Source organism: Mesorhizobium sp. BH1-1-4, assembly GCF_020165665.1.
Classification (GTDB): domain Bacteria; phylum Pseudomonadota; class Alphaproteobacteria; order Rhizobiales; family Rhizobiaceae; genus Mesorhizobium.
On sequence record NZ_JAIUIN010000023.1, the window covers coordinates 47,031 to 64,434 of the forward strand.

A 17,404-nucleotide genomic window follows, 5' to 3' on the forward strand; every position below is an offset into this window, starting at 1 on the left:
TAAGGCGAGATCCTCCGCCACCTCCTGACAGCCTTCTGTCAGGAGCATGACGCGGCCGCCGGCCTGTCCTCATAGCGCCCTTTCCATTTTGGCTGAGAAATCCCATATTTGGGGCATGGCCAAATTCCCCGACAAGAAAACGCCGCCGACGGCGAATGACGACCGCGCCGCGCCGAAGCGGCGCAGCCCGCTGACCGATTTCCTCGACGCCTCGGAGCCGCTGCACAAGGGCGGCTTCGCCGAGATGCCGCAGGCTGAGCTTTCGGGCACGCCGCTGACCGGGTCGATCGCCGATTGGGCCGAGCAGATCGAGCAGGAGGCTGAGCGCGAAGGCCGCGCCACGGGCAAGGGCGGCGGCGCCAAGGCGCCGAAGAAGATTCCGGAACGCTCGGCCGCCCCGGGCCGCACCGCGCGCGGCACCTCGATGGGCGGCGCCGCGTCGGCTCGCGAACGCACGGCGGCCGGCCTCAATCCGGTCGCCGGGCTCGACATCTCGCTGGAAGAAGCCGAGACGATGTCGTCCAGCGGCGTCACCGCCACGGTGGCCGCGCTCTCGGCGCTGATCGAATCCGGCAATCCGCTGCACAAGGACGGCGTGCTGTGGACGCCGCACCGCCCCGCCAGGCCGGAGAAATCCGAAGGCGGCATCGCCATCAAGATGGTGTCGGACTTCGAACCGGCCGGCGACCAGCCGACCGCCATCAAGGATTTGGTCGAGGGCGTCGAAAACAGCGACCGCACCCAGGTTCTGCTCGGCGTCACCGGCTCCGGCAAGACCTTCACCATGGCCAAGGTGATCGAGGAAACGCAGCGCCCCGCCTTGATCCTGGCGCCCAACAAGACACTGGCCGCGCAGCTTTATTCCGAGTTCAAGAAATTCTTCCCCGACAATGCGGTGGAGTATTTCGTCTCCTATTACGACTATTACCAGCCGGAAGCCTACGTTCCGCGCACCGACACCTTCATCGAGAAGGAATCCTCGATCAACGAGCAGATCGACCGCATGCGCCATTCGGCGACGCGTTCGCTGCTCGAGCGCGACGACGTCATCATCGTCGCCTCGGTGTCCTGCATCTACGGTATCGGCTCGGTCGAAACCTATACGGCGATGACCTTCCAGATGCAGATCGGCGACCGGCTCGACCAGCGCGCTTTGCTCGCCGACCTCGTCGCCCAGCAGTACAAGCGCCAGGACATCAATTTCGTGCGCGGCTCGTTTCGCGTGCGCGGCGACACGATCGAAATCTTCCCGGCCCACCTGGAAGACCGCGCCTGGCGCATCTCGATGTTCGGCGACGAGATCGAGGCGATCACCGAATTCGACCCGCTGACGGGCCAGAAGACCGGCGAGCTGAAGAGCGTCAAGATCTACGCCAACTCGCACTATGTGACGCCGCGCCCGACGCTCAACCAGGCGATCAAATCGATCAAGGAAGAGTTGAAGCAGCGGCTGGTGGAACTGGAACACGCCGGCCGCCTGCTCGAAGCGCAGCGGCTGGAACAGCGCTGCCGCTTCGACCTCGAAATGCTGGAAGCGACCGGCTCCTGCGCCGGCATCGAGAACTATTCGCGCTACCTCACCGGCCGCCAGCCTGGCGATCCGCCGCCGACCTTGTTCGAATACATTCCCGACAACGCGCTGGTCTTCATCGACGAAAGCCACGTCACCGTGCCGCAGATCGGCGGCATGTATCGCGGCGACTTCAGGCGCAAGGCGACGCTGGCCGAATATGGCTTCCGCTTGCCATCCTGCATGGACAACCGGCCGCTTCGCTTCGAGGAATGGGACGCCATGCGGCCGCTCTCGGTTGCCGTTTCGGCGACGCCAGGGGCCTGGGAGATGGAACAGGCCGGCGGCGTCTTCGCCGAGCAGGTCATCCGCCCGACCGGGCTGATCGATCCGCCGGTCGAGGTGCGCCCGGCGAAAAGCCAGGTCGACGATGTCGTCGGCGAAATCCGCGAAACCACGGCCGCCGGCTATCGCACGCTGGTCACCGTGCTGACCAAGCGCATGGCCGAGGACCTGACCGAGTACCTGCACGAGCAAGGCGTTCGCGTGCGCTACATGCACTCCGACATCGACACGCTGGAGCGCATCGAGATTTTGCGCGATTTGCGGCTTGGTGCTTTCGACGTGCTGGTCGGCATCAACCTGTTGCGCGAAGGCCTAGACATTCCCGAATGCGGTTTTGTTGCCATTCTCGACGCCGACAAGGAAGGCTTTTTGCGCTCCGAGACGTCGCTGATCCAGACGATCGGCCGCGCCGCCCGCAACGTCGACGGCAAGGTCATCCTCTACGCCGACCAGGTTACCGGCTCGATGGAGCGGGCGATGGCGGAGACCAACCGCCGCCGCGAAAAGCAGATGGAATGGAACGCCTCCAACGGCATCACGCCGGAATCGGTCAAGTCGCGCATCTCCGACATTCTGGATTCGGTTTACGAGAAGGACCATGTCCGCGCCGACATCTCGCAGTTCACCGACAGCGCCGGCGCCATGATGGGCAACAATTTCAAGGCCCATCTCGACGCGCTGGAGAAGCAGATGCGCGACGCCGCCGCCAATCTCGACTTCGAGAAGGCAGCCCGCATCCGCGACGAGATCAAGCGGCTGCGCGAGATGGAACTGTCGATCTCCGACGATCCGCTGGCGAAGTATGCCGATATGGAAAGCCCGGCGTCGGGTCGCGAAAAAGGCAAGCACAACAAGGGGGTCGCCAAACATCGCACCGTCGAGGAACAAGAGCGGTTCCGCAAGCTCGACGAAGCACGCGCCGCCGAAGAGGCCGCCAAGGCTGCCCGCCCCAACCTCTTCCGCAAGCCCGACCTCGACGAGATGGGCGCCGACGGCGCCGTGCCGGTGAAGAAGCCGCTGTTCGCCAAGCCGTCGCTGGACGATATGGGGCCTGGTACCGACATGCCGACGCCATCGGGCGCGGTGTCGCGCTCGCTGTTCAAGAAGCAGTCGGCCGAACAGGCGCACGGTTCCGATTTCGGCATACCGGGCGACGCCACCAAGCCGCTGTTCAAGAAGAACTCGCTCGACGAAATGACGGTACGCCGCACGGAAAAACCGGTTGAGGGAAAAGTGCCGGCGAAGCCACAGCCAATCTCCCCCCTCGTGGGGAAGATGTCCGGCAGGACAGAGGGGGGCGCGAAGGATCGCGGCGATAGCGACAAGCCAATCGTCCGCCAACGCTCTGGCATCGGCTCCTACGAGGATCCGGGCGACGCCCGCCGCGAGAAGCGCCGGCCAAGCAAGACCGGGCGGCCTGGGAAATAGTGACTGTAAGCGTCAGGTTTCGACTGGTTGCGAACCTCGAACGCGATCAATTAAAGTAGGCGATGATCTCCGTTCGCAGACTTGATGAAAAAGAGTTCAAGGCTTGCTTCGCTGAGCCGATGACGAATGTCACCGCCGGGGTGAATTCCGTCGTAGACATTTGGTCATATGTCGACGCACTGGACCTTAACGAAATCGGCGTGGCCTACGTGAACGATGTACATCACGTTTATCGGGACGCCCAAAATCGGTTTGATCAAGTTTTGATTGGCACGGGGAGGTTCAACGCTCTTCTTGTAATCGTCATTGATCTTGGCAAGAGCACGGTGTTTGGGCATTTCCTGCTCGATCTTAACAAAGAATATGGACTAAGCGCCGGTCATCTAAGACCTGTCTGATCCGCCTGGACCATGCGCCCGCCCTTGTCAGTGACTGGGTGAAGCGATACCGCCATGCAGCGTTTCCTCCAAATCAGCCAACTCCCATGAAACCCAGAGACATCGCCTCCTACGTCTTCCTGGCTGTCACCTGGGGACTGTCGTTCCTGGTGCTGCTCGAGGTGGTGCACGCCTTCGGCTGGGTCGGCGCGGTCACCTTGCGCGCGCTGATCGCCGGCATCACGCTCTTCCTGTTGGCGGCCGCGACGCGGCGGCGCCTGGATTTCAGCGCCGGCTGGCGGCATTTCGCGGTGGTCGGCGCGACGACCGTCGCGGCTCAGCTGATCGGCCTGTCCTACGCCACCCCGCGCATCGGTACGGCGATGGCCGCAATCCTGGTTGCCGCGATCCCGCTGTTCTCGATGATCCTTGGCCAGTTGTGGGGGCTTGAACGCATCTCTGTTCGCGGCCTCGCCGGATTGCTGCTCGGCGCTGCCGGCATCATCGTCCTGGTCGGCTTCCCCGCCGTTCCTGTCACCACGTCCTTCGCGCTCGGCTGCGCCGCCTCGTTGTTCAGTTCCTTCTCGGCCGCCTTCGGCAGCAACTACGCCAATCGCCATCTGCGCTCGGCCGGCTCGCTGGAACTCACCAGCGCCGCCTTCCTGTTCGGTGGCCTGATGACGCTGCCGCTGCTGTTCATCGTGCCGGTCCCGACCATGCCACGCCCCATCGATTTCCTCTATCTCGCAATTCTGGCCTGCGTGATGAGCGCGATGACCTATGTCGTCTATTTCCGGCTGGTGGCCTCGATCGGCGCAACCCGGACGATCAGCGTCGAATTCGCCGTGACCACGATCGCCGTGCTGGCCGGAACGATCCTGCTTGGCGAGGAGCTGACCATCATCCAGGGCTTCGGCGCGGTGGCAATCATCGGCGGCTGCATCCTGGTGCTGGACCCCTTCCCGCGCCGCGCGAAAGCGGCGGCCTTGCCATCAGCCCCGCCTTTGGTGTAGCCAGTCGTCACACTCGAACGTCTTGAAAGGAGGGCTCACGTGTTTACGTTTTTTCGTCACCATCGTCAGCGTGGCCCGATTTCTGCCCTGCGAGCTTGCTTGCAGGGCTGACCAGGGACGGTCCGGGTTTTTCCCGCTTCGATTTTTTGGTCTGCCCTTCGTGGTGCGCAATCCTGAGCCTGATGGCCGGCACGCGCACCGTCAAAGTGCATTGAGCCGGACTTCCCGGACAGACCAGAGAAATCGAAAATGGCCCTGATCAGCCTCAAATCCCTCGGCGTCACCATGAGTGCGCCGCTCTTTTCCAACCTCGACCTCAGCATCGGCACTGGCGACCGGCTCGGCATCGTTGCCGCCAACGGCCGCGGCAAGTCGACCTTGTTGAAATGCCTGACCGGCGAGGTCGAGCCGACAACAGGCGACATCACCCGCACGCGCGGCCTGCGTGTCGGCCATGTCGAACAGTCCGTAGCCCCTGCCCTGTTCGGCCGTACTTTTTATGAGGTGGTGGCCGACGCCTTGCCGCCGGAACAGGCCGACAGCGAGACGTGGCGCGTCGACGTGGTGCTGGATTCGCTCGACGTGCCCGTGACGATGCGCGAGCGACGGATGCAGGCGCTGAGCGGTGGCTGGCAGCGGCTGGCGCTGATCGCCCGCGTCTGGGTCACCGATCCCGATGTGCTGCTGCTCGACGAGCCGACCAACCATCTCGACCTCGCCCGCATCAGCCTGTTGGAAACCTGGCTCAACGCGCTGCCGCGCGAGGTGCCTATCGTCATCGCCAGCCACGACCGCGCCTTCCTCGACGCAACCACCAACCGCACGCTGTTCCTGCGCCCGGAACAGTCGCCGGTGTTTTCGCTGCCCTACTCGCGTGCCAGGGATGCGCTGGACGAGGTCGACGCCTCGACCGAACGAAAATTCCAGCGCGACATGAAGGTGGCGCAGCAATTGCGGCGGCAGGCCGCCAAGCTCAACAATATCGGCATCAATTCCGGCAGCGACCTCCTGACGGTCAAGACCAAGCAGCTCAACCAGCGGGCGGAAAAGCTCGAAGAGGCCGCCAATCCGGCGCATCGTGAAAGATCGGCGGGGGCGATCAAACTCGCCAATCGCGGTACGCACGCAAAGGTGCTGATCACGCTCGACGACGCGGCGGTGGAAACGCCAGACGGAACGCTGCTGTTTCGGACCGGCAAACGCCACATCTGCCAGGGCGATCGCATCGTGCTGCTCGGCCGCAACGGCGTCGGCAAGTCGCGCTTCGTCACCTTGATCCGCAACGCCATCCTCGAACCGGATACGGTGCGCAATGTGAAGGTGACGCCGTCGACCGTGCTCGGCTACAGCGACCAGGCGCTGTCCGGCATCAGCGGCGACGACACGCCGCTGGCCATGGTCTCGCACCGCTACGATGTCGGCGAACAGCGCGCCCGCTCGCTGCTCGCCGGCGCCGGCGTGGTCATCGAGATGCAGGAGAAAAAGATCGGCGTGCTGTCGGGAGGCCAGAAGGCGCGGCTGATGATGCTGGCGCTGAGGCTCGCCAATCCCAACTTCTACCTGCTCGACGAGCCGACCAACCATCTCGACATAGACGGCCAGGAAGCACTGGAGGAGGAGTTGCTGAAGCACCAGGCAAGCTGCCTGCTCGCCTCGCACGATCGCTCCTTCATCCGCGCCATCGGCAACCGTTTTTGGCTTATCGAGAAGCGCAGGCTGATCGAGGTCGAGGATCCGGAAGGCTTCTTCCGCGAGGTGGCTGAAGGAACCGGCTGAGCGGGGTGTTGCGGGGGGTCGATTCTTCGTATCATCGCATGAGACGTTCCCTTGACTCGCCGAACGTATCATGCGACGGTACGTCCGTCGGAGCCGACCGATGATACGCTCGTTCAGGGACAAGACCAGCGAAGCCGTTTCGAACGGCAAGGCTCCAAAGGGTTTCCCTTCGGACCTTGTCCGGTCAGCCCAACGGAAGCTGTACATGATCGACAATGCAGCCGAACTGTCGGACCTCAAGACGCCTCCCGGCAACAGGCTTGAGCCGTTGAAAGGCAACCGGACCGGTCAGCATTCGATCCGTATCAACAATCAGTTTCGCATCTGCTTTCGCTGGGTGGATGGGCAAGCAGAAGATGTTGAAATAACCGACTACCATTGAAGGCAGGTCCCAAATGCTTGATATCAACCCGCCAGTCCATCCCGGAGAAATTCTCCGCGAAGAGTATCTCGTCCCGCTCGGTCTGAAGCCTTACACGCTTGCCAAAAAGCTTCATGTGCCGCGCACGCGCATCGAGCGCCTGGCCAGCGAAGCGACACCGGTAACACCAGACACTGCATTGCGCCTTGCGAAGTTCTTCGGAACCACACCGCAATTCTGGATGAACATGCAGGCAAGCTATGACCTCGCCGTCGAGGGGAAGGCCAAGAGAGCCGACCTTGAAACGATCGAGCGATTGGAGACCGCTGCCTGAAGTAAGCGCGTCGCGCCGATAACAAAGGCCGATCAAAAATTCCGGGCGATCTGTCGGATCGCCCGGACCTCTCCCGTCCTTGGGATGCCGACACGATGATGCCGGCGCCAACCCAGGGAGAAGCTACCATGTCCGTCCTGTCATCCATCGGCCGCATCGCAACCCGCTATGCCGCGGCGCGCGCCCGTCATCGCAGCGAACGCATCCTGCTGGCACTGCCAGCCGAGCTGCGCAAGGATATCGGCTTTCCGGAAATCTTCGATGCCCGCGACAGCCGTCGCGCCGCCACGTCCTCGGCCAAGGTCATATGACCATAGCCAGCCAGCCCATGCATCGACCTCCAAGACCGGCCGGTTGCCCGGAGATCCGGGCCAGGCGAAAAATTCTTCCGACCCTGTAGGATTGGCGTCACCTCGTCCGTCCTATGGTTGGCAAGGCCAAACCAAACGAGAAGAGGAACACGAGAATGACCGACCAGACCCCGCCCCGCCCCAAGGTTCTCGGTGGATTGACCCCCTATTTGCAGGTGGACGGCGCCATCAAGGCCGCCGAATTCTACAAGAAGGCTTTCGCGGCCGAGGAAGTCTTTGCCTATCCGGCGGATGAAAAAGGCCGCACCATGCACATCCATCTCCACATCAATGGCTCGACGCTGATGCTGGGCGACGCCTATCCGGAACACGGCCATCCGCACCAGGCGGCGCAGGGCTATACGCTGCAGCTCCATCTCGGCAAGGATGACATCGACACCTGGTGGAAGCGCGCCGTCGACGCCGGCTGCGAGATCGCCACGCCGCTGCAGGTGATGTTCTGGGGCGACCGCTGGGGTCAGGTGAAGGACCCCTTCGGCGTTGCCTGGGCAATGAACGCACCGACTGAATAAGTTTTAGCGGCCGCGCCCTCGCCGAGGGACGCGGCCAACCGCGCCGGGTCATATCCCCGCCGGCCCGGCGCCCGTTTTCAGCGAAGAGGAGACTGCCATGTCCTATGTAGACGGTTTCGTGCTTGCCGTGCCGAAGGCCAACCTCGATGATTACAAGAAGCTGGCCAATCTCGCGGGTCCGATCTGGATGGAGCACGGCGCGCTCTCCTATGTCGAATGCATCGGCGACGACGTGCCCTATGGCGAGGTCACCTCTTTCCCGCGTGCCGTCCAGGCAAAAGACGACGAGATCGTCGTCTTCGCCTGGGTGCTCTATGAATCGAGGCAAAGCCGCGATGCGGTGATGGCCAAGGTGATGGCCGATGAGCGTATCAAGATGGACTGGTCCGCCATGCCGTTCGACGGCAAGCGCATGATCTTCGGCGGCTTCCAGCCGTTCATCCAGCTTTGAGCACCTCGGCCCCAAGCTGGGTTGAGATTGAGGTCAGGCCGAGTCGAGAATGACGGTTCCCGAGAACCGGAGCGGAGCGTACTTAAGGTACGTGAGCACCGGAAGCGCAGGGAACCACCGTTCGCAGGCCGGCCTCACCTCAATATCAGCCTAGCTTGTCCAGCAGCGGCTTCAGCCTGTCGCCATAGCGCTTCCACAAATCGACGGAGCCCTGGTACATGGGCTGGCGCACCTGCGCGGCGGATGCCGTGCGCACCGGCCGGTCGGTCTGGTGGAACGACAGCACGGCGTCGTCCCATGGCAGGCCGAGATAGTCGATCAGCGCCCGGCTCTGTCCGTCCTGATCGGCGACGAAATCCTCGTAGCGCACATCATGCACGACGCCGGGCAGCACCTTGTGCCAATGCGCCATGATGTCGGTGTAGAGATTGTGGAAATCGGCGAGCTCGCCGAGGTCATAGCCATAACGGTGGCTGTCGCCGCGGAAATGCACCTTATAGATCGACAGGCATGTCGCCGCCGCATCGCGGGCGCAGTGGATGATCCTCGCCTTCGGCAGCATCATGTGGATGAAGCCGACGAGCAGGAAGTTGCCCGGCATCTTGTCGGTGACGTGGCGCATGTGCGGATAGCGGGCATGCAGCATGTCGAGATAGGCCTGCCCCGCCTCGGCGAAATCGGTATCGTCCGTGTCGGCCACGCCCCAGGGAAAGCCGCCCGGCATGTTCGAGGGAAACTGCTTGCCGACCGCCGTCTTCAAGATGCCAAGCTCGCCCGCGCCATAGACCTGGGGGTGGCTGGCGATGATCTGCTCGACCAGCGTCGTACCCGAACGCGGCATGCCGACGACGAAGATCGGCGCGTCGTCGGTGATCGGGCTCGGCCTGTGCTTTTCGAAGAAGCCGGCATCGAACACTGCCTTCATCGCCTCGAATTCGGCGCGCGTCTTCACCGGATCATAGTCGATGCCCTTGCGCCGGATGGCATTGCCTTCGGCGAAATAGTCGAAGGCCTTGCCGTAATCCTTGAGATCGTCATTGGCCTTGCCGAGGCCAAACGAGAGCTGCATGCGTGCCAGGCTGTCCTGAGGGGCCTTGGCGTGCTGCGCCTCCATGCCGGCCAATTCGGCATCGCGCTCCTGCTGGCGCTTGACCTGCGTCAGCATCAGCCACGCGCGGGCCATGCCGGGCTGGATCGCCACCGCCTGCCGGAACAGGTCCGTCGCCTCGTCGAGCTTGCCCTTCTCCATCAGTCCGACGCCCAGCCCGTGCAGCAGGTCGGCATCCTTGGGGCGAATGGTCAGGGCCTCCTGGAAGGCGGCCAGCGCCTCGTCGAGGCGTCCGGCTTCCTGCAGGGTTTCGGCAAGCCCGATGCGGGCGCGCACGTGGAATGGATTGCGCTGCACCGTGCCGCGATAGATGTCCTCGGCCTCGTCGAAGCGGCCGACCTGCTTCAGCGACGAGCCGAGATTGTCACGTGCCGCGAGCTGTTCCGGCCGCAGATCCACCGCGCCGCGAAAGAAATCGATGGCCGCCGCGACGCGGCCGAGATCGCGCATCACCGTGCCGAAATTGTTGAGGAAGTCGGGGTTCGTCGGCTGTAGATGAACCGACTGCTCCAGGAAATCCATCCCTTCTTCGCTGCGCCCGGTCTGGTGCAGCAGCAAACCCAGGAAATGCGCGGCGGCGGCGTGTTTGGGCTGACGCGCCAGCACCTGCCGGTAGATCGCCTCGGCCTCTTGCCGGCGTCCGGCCTGGTGCAGTTGCAGCGCCTGCTGCACATACTGGTCGAGGCCCAGCGGCGGCTGTCCTCCCGCGCCAGACTTGGCCGCGCCGGACTTGGCTCCCGCACCCGCCGCTCTTCTCTGATCTCTGTTGATGGGACACCTGCCGTGTTTGTGTGCTTGCGGGACCTAAGCCATGCCGCGCGGAGATTCAAGGTGCGAGGCTGGCCGAAGGGCCGAAGGGGCCCATCGCCGCCGCGCAACCGCAAGCGCCTCGCGACGTTGAGCCTGCACCCCCAGATGCAGGAGTTCCGCAATGTCCCTTACCGCCTTTGCCCTCAACTGTTCGCTGAAAGCTTCCGGCGACAAGGAAAAATCCTCCACCGACAAGATCGTCGCCGATCTGCTCGCGGCGCTCAAACCGCATGGCGTGAAGGGCGAGGTCGTTCGTGCGCTCGATCATGACATCAAGCCCGGCGTGCTCTCTGACATGGGCAAGGGCGACGATTGGCCTGAGTTGCGCAAAAAGATCGTCGCCGCCGATATCTTCATCCTCGGTCTGCCGATCTGGTTGGGCCAGCCGTCGAGCGTCGCCAAGCGCGTCATTGAGCGGATGGACGCCTTTCTGGACGAAACCGACGACAAGGGCCGCATGCCGGCCGCCGGCAAGGTCGCGCTGGTGGCGATCGTCGGCAACGAGGACGGCGCGCATCACTGCCACGCGGAATGCTTCCAGGCGCTCAACGACGTCGGCTTCACCATCCCCGCCAATGGCGGCGTCTACTGGGTCGGTGAAGCCATGGGCGACGTCAATTATGTCGATCTGCCGAAGACCCCCGACAAGGTCGCCCAAGCCATCGAAATGGCGGCTTCAAACGCCGCCCATCTGGCCGGCCTGCTCAAGACCAAAGCCTATGTTGGCGTGGAAGAATAACTGCAATTTCAGTTTCTCCGACAAGGGAGAAGGTAAGCTCTCAGCACGGCCCGTCGCCGACGATGCGATAGTCCGATGCACGGGCCTCGCAGGCGTTGGGGAAGGTGCGCATGTCGCCATGCCGGCGGCCGCACACCGGCGCGTATTCGCGGGTGCAGAAGGTCTGCTCGCCGCCACCGCCACCGCCACCGCCACCGCCATCGCCGCCATCGCGGCAGGGACCGTCCCGCACGATGCGGTAACCGGCCCGGTCGGCCAGACAGGAATTGGCGAAGGTCTGGCGATCGCCGCCGCGCCGGGCGCAGACTGGCTCGTACTGCTTGGTGCAGAATTGCGGTTCAGGGCGCGGCGGACGCGGGCGCGGCCCCGGTCCCTCATCGACGACGACCGTACAGGCGGCAAGAATTGCCGACAGGAACAGGATGGTAAAACCCTGCCGTGAAAAGATTGCCGCAAGAAACCTCATGATCGTCTCTCCCTCGATCCCCGCCCAGGTGCGTACCGCCCAAGACTGCCAGCGGTTCGCTGAAAATGATATCGATCAAAACAAGACTTAAATCAGTCACCCTTGGCGCGATCCTCGCCATTCCACTGCCAATTGCAACCCCTGTTCGCGGCTACTGTGGGAGAACGACGCCCGGACCGGTAGCCCCCGCCGCGCGCCGCCGCCAATCATCGCTTCTGGCCCATGCATGACCGGGGCTGTGGGCCGATGACCCCTCGGGCAACGAAGCCTATTTGCGGCCGGTCGACGCTTTGATCGGTCGATTTTTGCGTCGGGATGCGCCTGCGGCGGCGGCCCGCGGCGCTATCTTGCAACCTTCACGTTTCCGTGCGATAAATTCTGTGTTCGGGCATTTGCGACCCGGAGAGCGGAACGTTTTGGACGACCTTTCCCCGATACTGTGAATCTCTGACGGCCCCGTTTTTCGGCGGGGGGTTTGACCATGCGCCAATGCATGACTGCCGAAAGCAACCACCAGGAACTGCCCTCGACGCCAGGTGGCGGGCAGGACCACCAAGACTGAACGGGTGAAGGAGTTTCCCCAATGGCCCAGACCGGCACCGTTAAATTCTTCAATGCGACCAAAGGCTTCGGTTTCATCACGCCCGACGGCGGCGCCAAGGACGTGTTCGTCCATATTTCGGCGATAGAGGCCTCGGGCCTGCGCACGCTCGTCGACGGCCAGAAGGTCACCTTCGACGTCGAGCCGGACCGCATGGGCAAGGGCCCGAAGGCGGTCAACCTGCGCGCGGCCTGAGCGATCGGCGCGCCGCGCATCCCAGGCGGATGGGCGAACGAGAAGCTTGACCAGCACCTTGGCGGGCGGACGGATTTTTGAAAGGCGCGGCGGTTTTCGTCGCGCCTTTTTCATGTCCGTGGTGCAGCATGACCTCGTCTCATCTTGAAGTTCATCCCGGTCCGGCCCAATGACACGCGTCATAACAAGCACTTAAAGCGCGACCTGCTTTAAGTGCCCGAAAAACTTTCACTTGCCGATGACGCTAAAATAAAGGACAAATTTCCACTCGGGCATTTGCCGGCCCGAGACTGGAGTTTATGGGATCAAAGGAGCTTCCCATGCCGCAGACCGGCACCGTCAAATTCTTCAACCATGCCAAGGGCTTCGGCTTCATCACACCGGATGATGGCGCGAAGGATGTCTTCGTGCATATTTCAGCCGTGCAGGCGTCGGGTCTTCCCGGTCTTGAAGATGGGCAGAAAGTGACATTCGACACGGAGCCGGACAAACGCGGCAAGGGACCCAAGGCTGTCAACCTGTCGGTCGGCTAAGCCGGCTTCGGACCGATGCCTGCCCCGGCAGAGGGGAATCCGCGCCCAGCGCGCGGGTTGGATGCCGTGAAACAGGGCGTGCGGCCAAATTTTTGTTCAGCCCCCGTTCAGCCACGGTCTCATATTAGTCATTCGTAAAGCCGGACCGCATCCCCTGCAAACTGTACGGTCCGTACGAAGGAGACCAAGATGAACCGTATTTTCAAGACAGCCGTGCTGTCCGCCGCCGTGGTCGCCACCACGCTCGCGACCTTTTCGGCGGCCAATGCCGATGACTGGCGCCGTTGGCATCATCATGGCCACGGCCATGGAAATGGCGATGCTGTCGCGGCAGGCGTTCTGGGCCTGGCCGCCGGAGCGTTGATCGGTGGCGCATTGGCCAATGACCGGCCGCCGCCCGATGCCGACCGTTATTACGATGACGGTTATTACGATCGTGATGTGCGGATACGCCCGGCCCCGGTCCGCCGCTACTACGCCGAGCCGCAGGTGGTCTACGCCGACCGCTACGCCGAACCGTGGACGCGTGGCTGGTACGAGTACTGCTCGGACCGCTACCGCACCTTCAATTCCCGCACCGGCACCTTCACCGGCAATGACGGCGAACAGCATTTCTGCACTGCCAATTGAGGCTTCCCTGCCCCAAACAAAAAGCGCTGGCTGAAAGGCCGGCGCTTTTTTATCAGCCCGTCGGGCTTTCGATCCCACGGACGGTCCAGATCCAATTCAGGTCAAAAACGGATTGGTCCGCCGTTCCTCGCCAAAACGCCCGCCCGGGCCATGGCCGCAGATAAAGCCGATGTCGTCGCCAAGCGGCAACAGCTTGTCCTTGATCGAGGCGATGAGGGCCGCATGGTCGCCGCCCGGCAGGTCGGTACGGCCGACCGAGCCGCGAAACAGGACGTCGCCGACATGGGCGAACTTGGCGGCGCGGTTGTAATAGACGACATGGCCGGGCGCGTGGCCGGGACAATGCAGCACCTCGAACACATGGCCACCGAACGACACGGTCTCGCCTTCGGCGAGGAACCGGTCGGGCACGCAATTGCGCACGCCGTCGATGCCGTAGCGCCTGCCCTGGTTCTCCAGATTGTCGAGCAGCATCTTGTCGGCTTCATGCGGGCCGATGATCTCGATGCCCAGCGCCTCCTTCAACTCCATGGCGCCGCCGGCATGGTCGATATGGCCGTGCGTGATCCAGATTGCCTCGGCCGTGATCGCATTGTCCTTCAACACCGCCAGCACCTTGTCGATGTCGCCGCCCGGATCGACGACCACGCCGCGCTTGTCGTCCATGTCGAACAGGATGGTGCAGTTCTGCTGGAACGGCGTGACCGGCACGATGCCGGCATTGAGCTGACCCATGATCGTCCTTTCGCTGTGTCAGCGTTCATGTAGAGGCATCGGTCAAAACCGTCCACAGCCGGAAGGCCAAACAGTGCGTGTCAAAAGGAAATGGGCGGCCGAAGCCGCCCATTCTGCGAAGCCCGAGATCGGCAGGCTTATTTCTTCATGGCGCCCATGACCGCGCCGATAATGCCGGTCAGGATCGCGCCACCGCCGGCGCCACCGACGATGTTCTGCAGATTGAGCGCGCTGCCGAGACCGCTCGTCGCAGCGGCAGCCGCCGCCGGATCCACCGCGCCGCCGCCGAGCAGGCTGCCCAGGATCGCCGCGCCGCCGACGCCGCCAATGGCTCCGCCCAGGATTTTGGGAAGCTGCCCCAACGCCGCCGTCTTGATCGCCGCGCCGACCGCCTGACCACCGATAATGCCTGTAATGATCTGAATGATGATCGGAAGAAGCGTGTTCATGTCCATATGATTAGTCCCTCCATAGCTGCCAGCCTCCCGGGCCGACGCCATCATGAGACGCCGAATTGGATGAAAGTCAAATGCAGAAACGCTGAAATAAAAGGGGCGGCCCTAAAACCGCCCCTGCTTGCGTGAAAAGCTGTGACTTTCGTTATTCTGCGGCGATCGCATGCTTCGGTTGAACGGCCACAGAATAGTCGTTCATGAGATTCTTGGCGATCTCGCCGACCTCGAATCGGTAAGGCCCGATCTCCGAGACCGGCGTTACTTCCGCCGCGGTCCCGGTCAGGAAGCACTGTTCGAATCCTTCCAGTTCTTCCGGCATAATGGCGCGTTCGATGATCTCCAGGCCGCGATCCCTGGCCAGGCCAATGACCGTGCGGCGGGTGATGCCGTCGAGGAAGCAGTCGGGCTTGGGCGTGTGGATCTTGCCGTCCTTGACGAAGAAGATGTTGGCGCCCGTTGCTTCCGCGACTTGCCCCCGCCAGTCAAGCATCATGGCATCGGCATAACCCTTGGCCTCGGCGGCATGCTTGGACATGGTGCAGATCATGTAGAGGCCGGCGGCCTTCGACCGCGACGGCGCCGTGCGCGGGTCGGGCCGGCGCCATTCCGCCACATCGAGACGGATGCCCTTCAGCTTCTGCGCCGGGTCGAAATAGCTCGGCCACTGCCAGATGGCGATGGCGACGTTGATGCGGTTGTTTTGCGCCGAAACGCCCATCTGCTCGCTGCCGCGCCAGGCGATCGGCCTGACATAGGCGTCCTGGAAGCCCTGCTTCTTCAGAAGCGTGGTCGAGGCGTCGTTGAGCTCGGCGACCGAATAGGGAATCTTGAAGCCGAGCAGGCGCGCCGATTCATGCAGGCGCTCGGTATGCTCGTTGAGCTTGAAGATCTCGCCGCCATAGGCGCGCTCGCCCTCGAAGACCGCGCTTGCGTAATGCAGGCCGTGGGTCAGTACATGGATCTTGGCGTCACCCCACGCGACGAACTCGCCATTCATCCAGATGAAGCCGTCCAGTTGATCGAAGGGAACGGATGCCATTGTAACCTCCCGCGGATCTCGGTCCGCCTAGCCTTGGTGTCGTTGCGTGTTCTTTTTTGGCCGCGCCATGTGATTGAAACGCCGGCCGGTGTCTCGAAGCGTAAGCGGATAATCGCGCCCTGGCAAACTCAGGAAGTTCCGGAAAAATCGGCCTGTCTTGCCTTTTCGTTCGCAATCCGCCCAAAAGCTTGTCAAAAATTACCATTGCGTGGAAATTACGTCAATAGTACTGACATAATCTCCCGTTCCCATGGAGAAATGATGCCGGATAAAAGCCCAGCCGCCGGAAAACCGATCAGGACCGCGATCACCAGCGAGGACGGCATCGACTTCGCCATCATCGAACTCTTCTTTTTCGCCTATCGCGACTTCACCTCCGATCCCGATCAGATCCTGGCCGATTACGGCTTCGGCCGCGCCCATCACCGGGTGCTGCATTTCGTCAACCGCCGGCCGGGCCTGACCGTCGCCGAACTGCTCGACGTGCTGAAGATCACCAAGCAGAGCCTGGCGCGCGTGCTCAAGCAATTGATCGACACCGATCACGTCGTCCAGTTGCAGGGCCCGCGCGACCGCCGCCAGCGCGAACTCTATCCGACAGCCAAGGGCCGTGCGCTGGCGCTGGCACTGGCGCGGCCACAGTCGCGCCGCATCCATGCTGCATTGAAAGATTCCGGCGCCACCGAACGGACCTTGGTGGAACGCTTCCTCGAAGCGATGGTCAATCCGGAACTGAGAGCTCAGATCGACGTTGGGTCCGCAAAACTGTCGGGGAAAAGCCATGGAGAGCAATGAGAGGGTCGACCAGGCGGCCGCACCGGACGACGACGCACCGCATCTGCTCGTGGTCGACGACGACACCCGCATCCGCAATCTTCTCAAGCAGTATCTGACCGAAAATGGCTTTCGCGTCACCGTCGCCGGCAATGCCGGCGAGGCCCGCCGCAAGCTCGCCGGCCTCGACTTCGACCTGCTCGTGCTCGATGTCATGATGCCGGGCGAAACCGGTGTCGACCTGACGAAGTCGCTGCGCGCCGAAAAGAACGTGCCGATCCTGATGCTGACGGCGCTGTCGGAAACCGACAGCCGCATTTCCGGGCTCGAGGCTGGCGCCGACGATTATTTGCCAAAGCCCTTCGACCCGCGCGAGCTGATCCTGCGCATCAACAATATCCTGCGCCGTGGCGGCCCGGCGGCGACGCCCAAGGTCGAACAGCTGGTCTTCGGTCCCTACACCTTCCAGATCGCCAGGCGCGAACTGAAGCGCGGCGGCGAAGCGCTGAAACTGACCGACCGCGAACAGGAGATCCTGGCGATCTTCGCCGCGCGCGCCGGCGAAACCATCCCCCGCCACGAACTGGTCGGCGACGATTCGGAAGTCGGCGAGCGCACCATCGACGTCCAGATCAACCGGCTGCGCCGCAAGATCGAGCGCGATCCGTCCAATCCGGTCTGGTTGCAGACCGTGCGCGGTATTGGGTATCGGCTCAGCGTGGAATAGAATACCGGCGGCGGTCCAAGCGCATGATCCTGAAAAACGGGAACCGGTTTTCTCGGACAAACGGTTTCCGTTTGTCCAGGGATCATGCTCCAATACCGCCGACGGATGAAAAGA

General features: G+C 62.8%; 20 protein-coding genes. 15 read left to right on the forward strand and 5 right to left on the reverse strand.

Features of this window, described 5'->3' with window-relative positions; all coding sequences use genetic code 11:
• The first annotated feature begins 115 nt into the window (after positions 1–115).
• From uvrB to LB569_RS26725, 9 genes are all read left to right on the forward strand, one after another.
• The gene (gene uvrB / locus LB569_RS26685; RefSeq protein WP_224694727.1) at positions 116–3,283 is read left to right on the forward strand and encodes an excinuclease ABC subunit UvrB; all 3,168 of its coding nucleotides are present in this window, start codon (positions 116–118) and stop codon (positions 3,281–3,283) included.
• A 62-nt stretch (positions 3,284–3,345) separates the two neighbouring features.
• Positions 3,346–3,681 (forward strand): hypothetical protein, encoded by a 336-nt coding sequence (locus LB569_RS26690; protein ID WP_224694728.1) that lies wholly within the window; start codon positions 3,346–3,348, stop codon positions 3,679–3,681.
• Positions 3,682–3,767: 86 nt separating this feature from the next.
• Entirely contained in the window at positions 3,768–4,673 is a 906-nt protein-coding gene (locus tag LB569_RS26695) for a DMT family transporter (protein ID WP_224694729.1), read from the forward strand.
• A 249-nt stretch (positions 4,674–4,922) separates the two neighbouring features.
• Entirely contained in the window at positions 4,923–6,449 is a 1,527-nt protein-coding gene (locus LB569_RS26700) for an ABC-F family ATP-binding cassette domain-containing protein (protein ID WP_224694730.1), read from the forward strand.
• A gap of 100 nt (positions 6,450–6,549) precedes the next feature.
• Positions 6,550–6,831, forward strand: a complete 282-nt coding sequence (locus LB569_RS26705; protein WP_224694731.1) for a type II toxin-antitoxin system RelE/ParE family toxin — start codon at positions 6,550–6,552, stop codon at positions 6,829–6,831.
• A gap of 13 nt (positions 6,832–6,844) precedes the next feature.
• Positions 6,845–7,144 carry a HigA family addiction module antitoxin gene (locus tag LB569_RS26710; protein ID WP_224538755.1) on the forward strand — a complete coding sequence of 100 codons (300 nt, stop codon included), beginning with the start codon at positions 6,845–6,847 and terminating at the stop codon, positions 7,142–7,144.
• Positions 7,145–7,272: 128 nt separating this feature from the next.
• Positions 7,273–7,455 (forward strand): hypothetical protein, encoded by a 183-nt coding sequence (locus LB569_RS26715; protein ID WP_140704861.1) that lies wholly within the window; start codon positions 7,273–7,275, stop codon positions 7,453–7,455.
• A gap of 155 nt (positions 7,456–7,610) precedes the next feature.
• A complete protein-coding gene (locus LB569_RS26720) occupies positions 7,611–8,027 on the forward strand; it encodes a VOC family protein (RefSeq protein WP_224694732.1) in 417 nt (138 codons plus the stop codon).
• 97 nt (positions 8,028–8,124) lie between these two features.
• Positions 8,125–8,478: a DUF1428 domain-containing protein gene (locus tag LB569_RS26725; RefSeq protein WP_224694733.1), complete on the forward strand. Its 354-nt coding sequence runs from the start codon at positions 8,125–8,127 to the stop codon at positions 8,476–8,478.
• A 145-nt stretch (positions 8,479–8,623) separates the two neighbouring features.
• Here LB569_RS26725 and LB569_RS26730 read toward each other — a convergent pair whose 3' ends face one another.
• Entirely contained in the window at positions 8,624–10,258 is a 1,635-nt protein-coding gene (locus LB569_RS26730; protein WP_224694734.1) for a tetratricopeptide repeat-containing sulfotransferase family protein, read from the reverse strand.
• 259 nt (positions 10,259–10,517) lie between these two features.
• On the opposite strand from LB569_RS26730, the gene LB569_RS26735 reads away from it, so the two are divergent.
• Positions 10,518–11,135 (forward strand): flavodoxin family protein, encoded by a 618-nt coding sequence (locus LB569_RS26735; RefSeq protein ID WP_224694735.1) that lies wholly within the window; start codon positions 10,518–10,520, stop codon positions 11,133–11,135.
• A 40-nt stretch (positions 11,136–11,175) separates the two neighbouring features.
• On the opposite strand, the gene LB569_RS26740 is transcribed toward LB569_RS26735, so the two are convergent.
• The gene (locus tag LB569_RS26740; protein WP_224538762.1) at positions 11,176–11,601 is read right to left on the reverse strand and encodes a Kazal-type serine protease inhibitor domain-containing protein; all 426 of its coding nucleotides are present in this window, start codon (positions 11,599–11,601) and stop codon (positions 11,176–11,178) included.
• A 583-nt stretch (positions 11,602–12,184) separates the two neighbouring features.
• Between LB569_RS26740 and LB569_RS26745 the strand changes: the two genes are divergently transcribed.
• The 3 genes from LB569_RS26745 to LB569_RS26755 all read left to right on the forward strand — a co-directional run bounded on the left by LB569_RS26745 (position 12,185) and on the right by LB569_RS26755 (position 13,560).
• Positions 12,185–12,397 carry a cold-shock protein gene (locus LB569_RS26745; protein ID WP_006202520.1) on the forward strand — a complete coding sequence of 71 codons (213 nt, stop codon included), beginning with the start codon at positions 12,185–12,187 and terminating at the stop codon, positions 12,395–12,397.
• Positions 12,398–12,717: 320 nt separating this feature from the next.
• The gene (locus LB569_RS26750) at positions 12,718–12,930 is read left to right on the forward strand and encodes a cold-shock protein (protein ID WP_008877668.1); all 213 of its coding nucleotides are present in this window, start codon (positions 12,718–12,720) and stop codon (positions 12,928–12,930) included.
• Between the two features lie 189 nt (positions 12,931–13,119).
• Positions 13,120–13,560 carry a BA14K family protein gene (locus tag LB569_RS26755; protein ID WP_140704849.1) on the forward strand — a complete coding sequence of 147 codons (441 nt, stop codon included), beginning with the start codon at positions 13,120–13,122 and terminating at the stop codon, positions 13,558–13,560.
• A 96-nt stretch (positions 13,561–13,656) separates the two neighbouring features.
• Here LB569_RS26755 and LB569_RS26760 read toward each other — a convergent pair whose 3' ends face one another.
• The 3 genes from LB569_RS26760 to LB569_RS26770 form a co-directional block, all read right to left on the reverse strand.
• Positions 13,657–14,295 carry an MBL fold metallo-hydrolase gene (locus LB569_RS26760; protein WP_172735268.1) on the reverse strand — a complete coding sequence of 213 codons (639 nt, stop codon included), beginning with the start codon at positions 14,293–14,295 and terminating at the stop codon, positions 13,657–13,659.
• 137 nt (positions 14,296–14,432) lie between these two features.
• Positions 14,433–14,750, reverse strand: a complete 318-nt coding sequence (locus tag LB569_RS26765) for a hypothetical protein (protein ID WP_140704845.1) — start codon at positions 14,748–14,750, stop codon at positions 14,433–14,435.
• Positions 14,751–14,895: 145 nt separating this feature from the next.
• Positions 14,896–15,789: a branched-chain amino acid aminotransferase gene (locus tag LB569_RS26770; protein ID WP_224538770.1), complete on the reverse strand. Its 894-nt coding sequence runs from the start codon at positions 15,787–15,789 to the stop codon at positions 14,896–14,898.
• A 261-nt stretch (positions 15,790–16,050) separates the two neighbouring features.
• On the opposite strand from LB569_RS26770, the gene LB569_RS26775 reads away from it, so the two are divergent.
• Together LB569_RS26775 and LB569_RS26780 are read left to right on the forward strand one after the other, a co-directional pair.
• Entirely contained in the window at positions 16,051–16,584 is a 534-nt protein-coding gene (locus tag LB569_RS26775; protein ID WP_224694736.1) for a MarR family winged helix-turn-helix transcriptional regulator, read from the forward strand.
• Positions 16,571–17,290, forward strand: coding sequence for a response regulator (locus LB569_RS26780; protein WP_140704842.1), 720 nt, complete (start codon positions 16,571–16,573; stop codon positions 17,288–17,290). Before LB569_RS26775 ends, LB569_RS26780 begins: the two co-directional genes overlap by 14 nt.
• Positions 17,291–17,404: the final 114 nt, after the last annotated feature.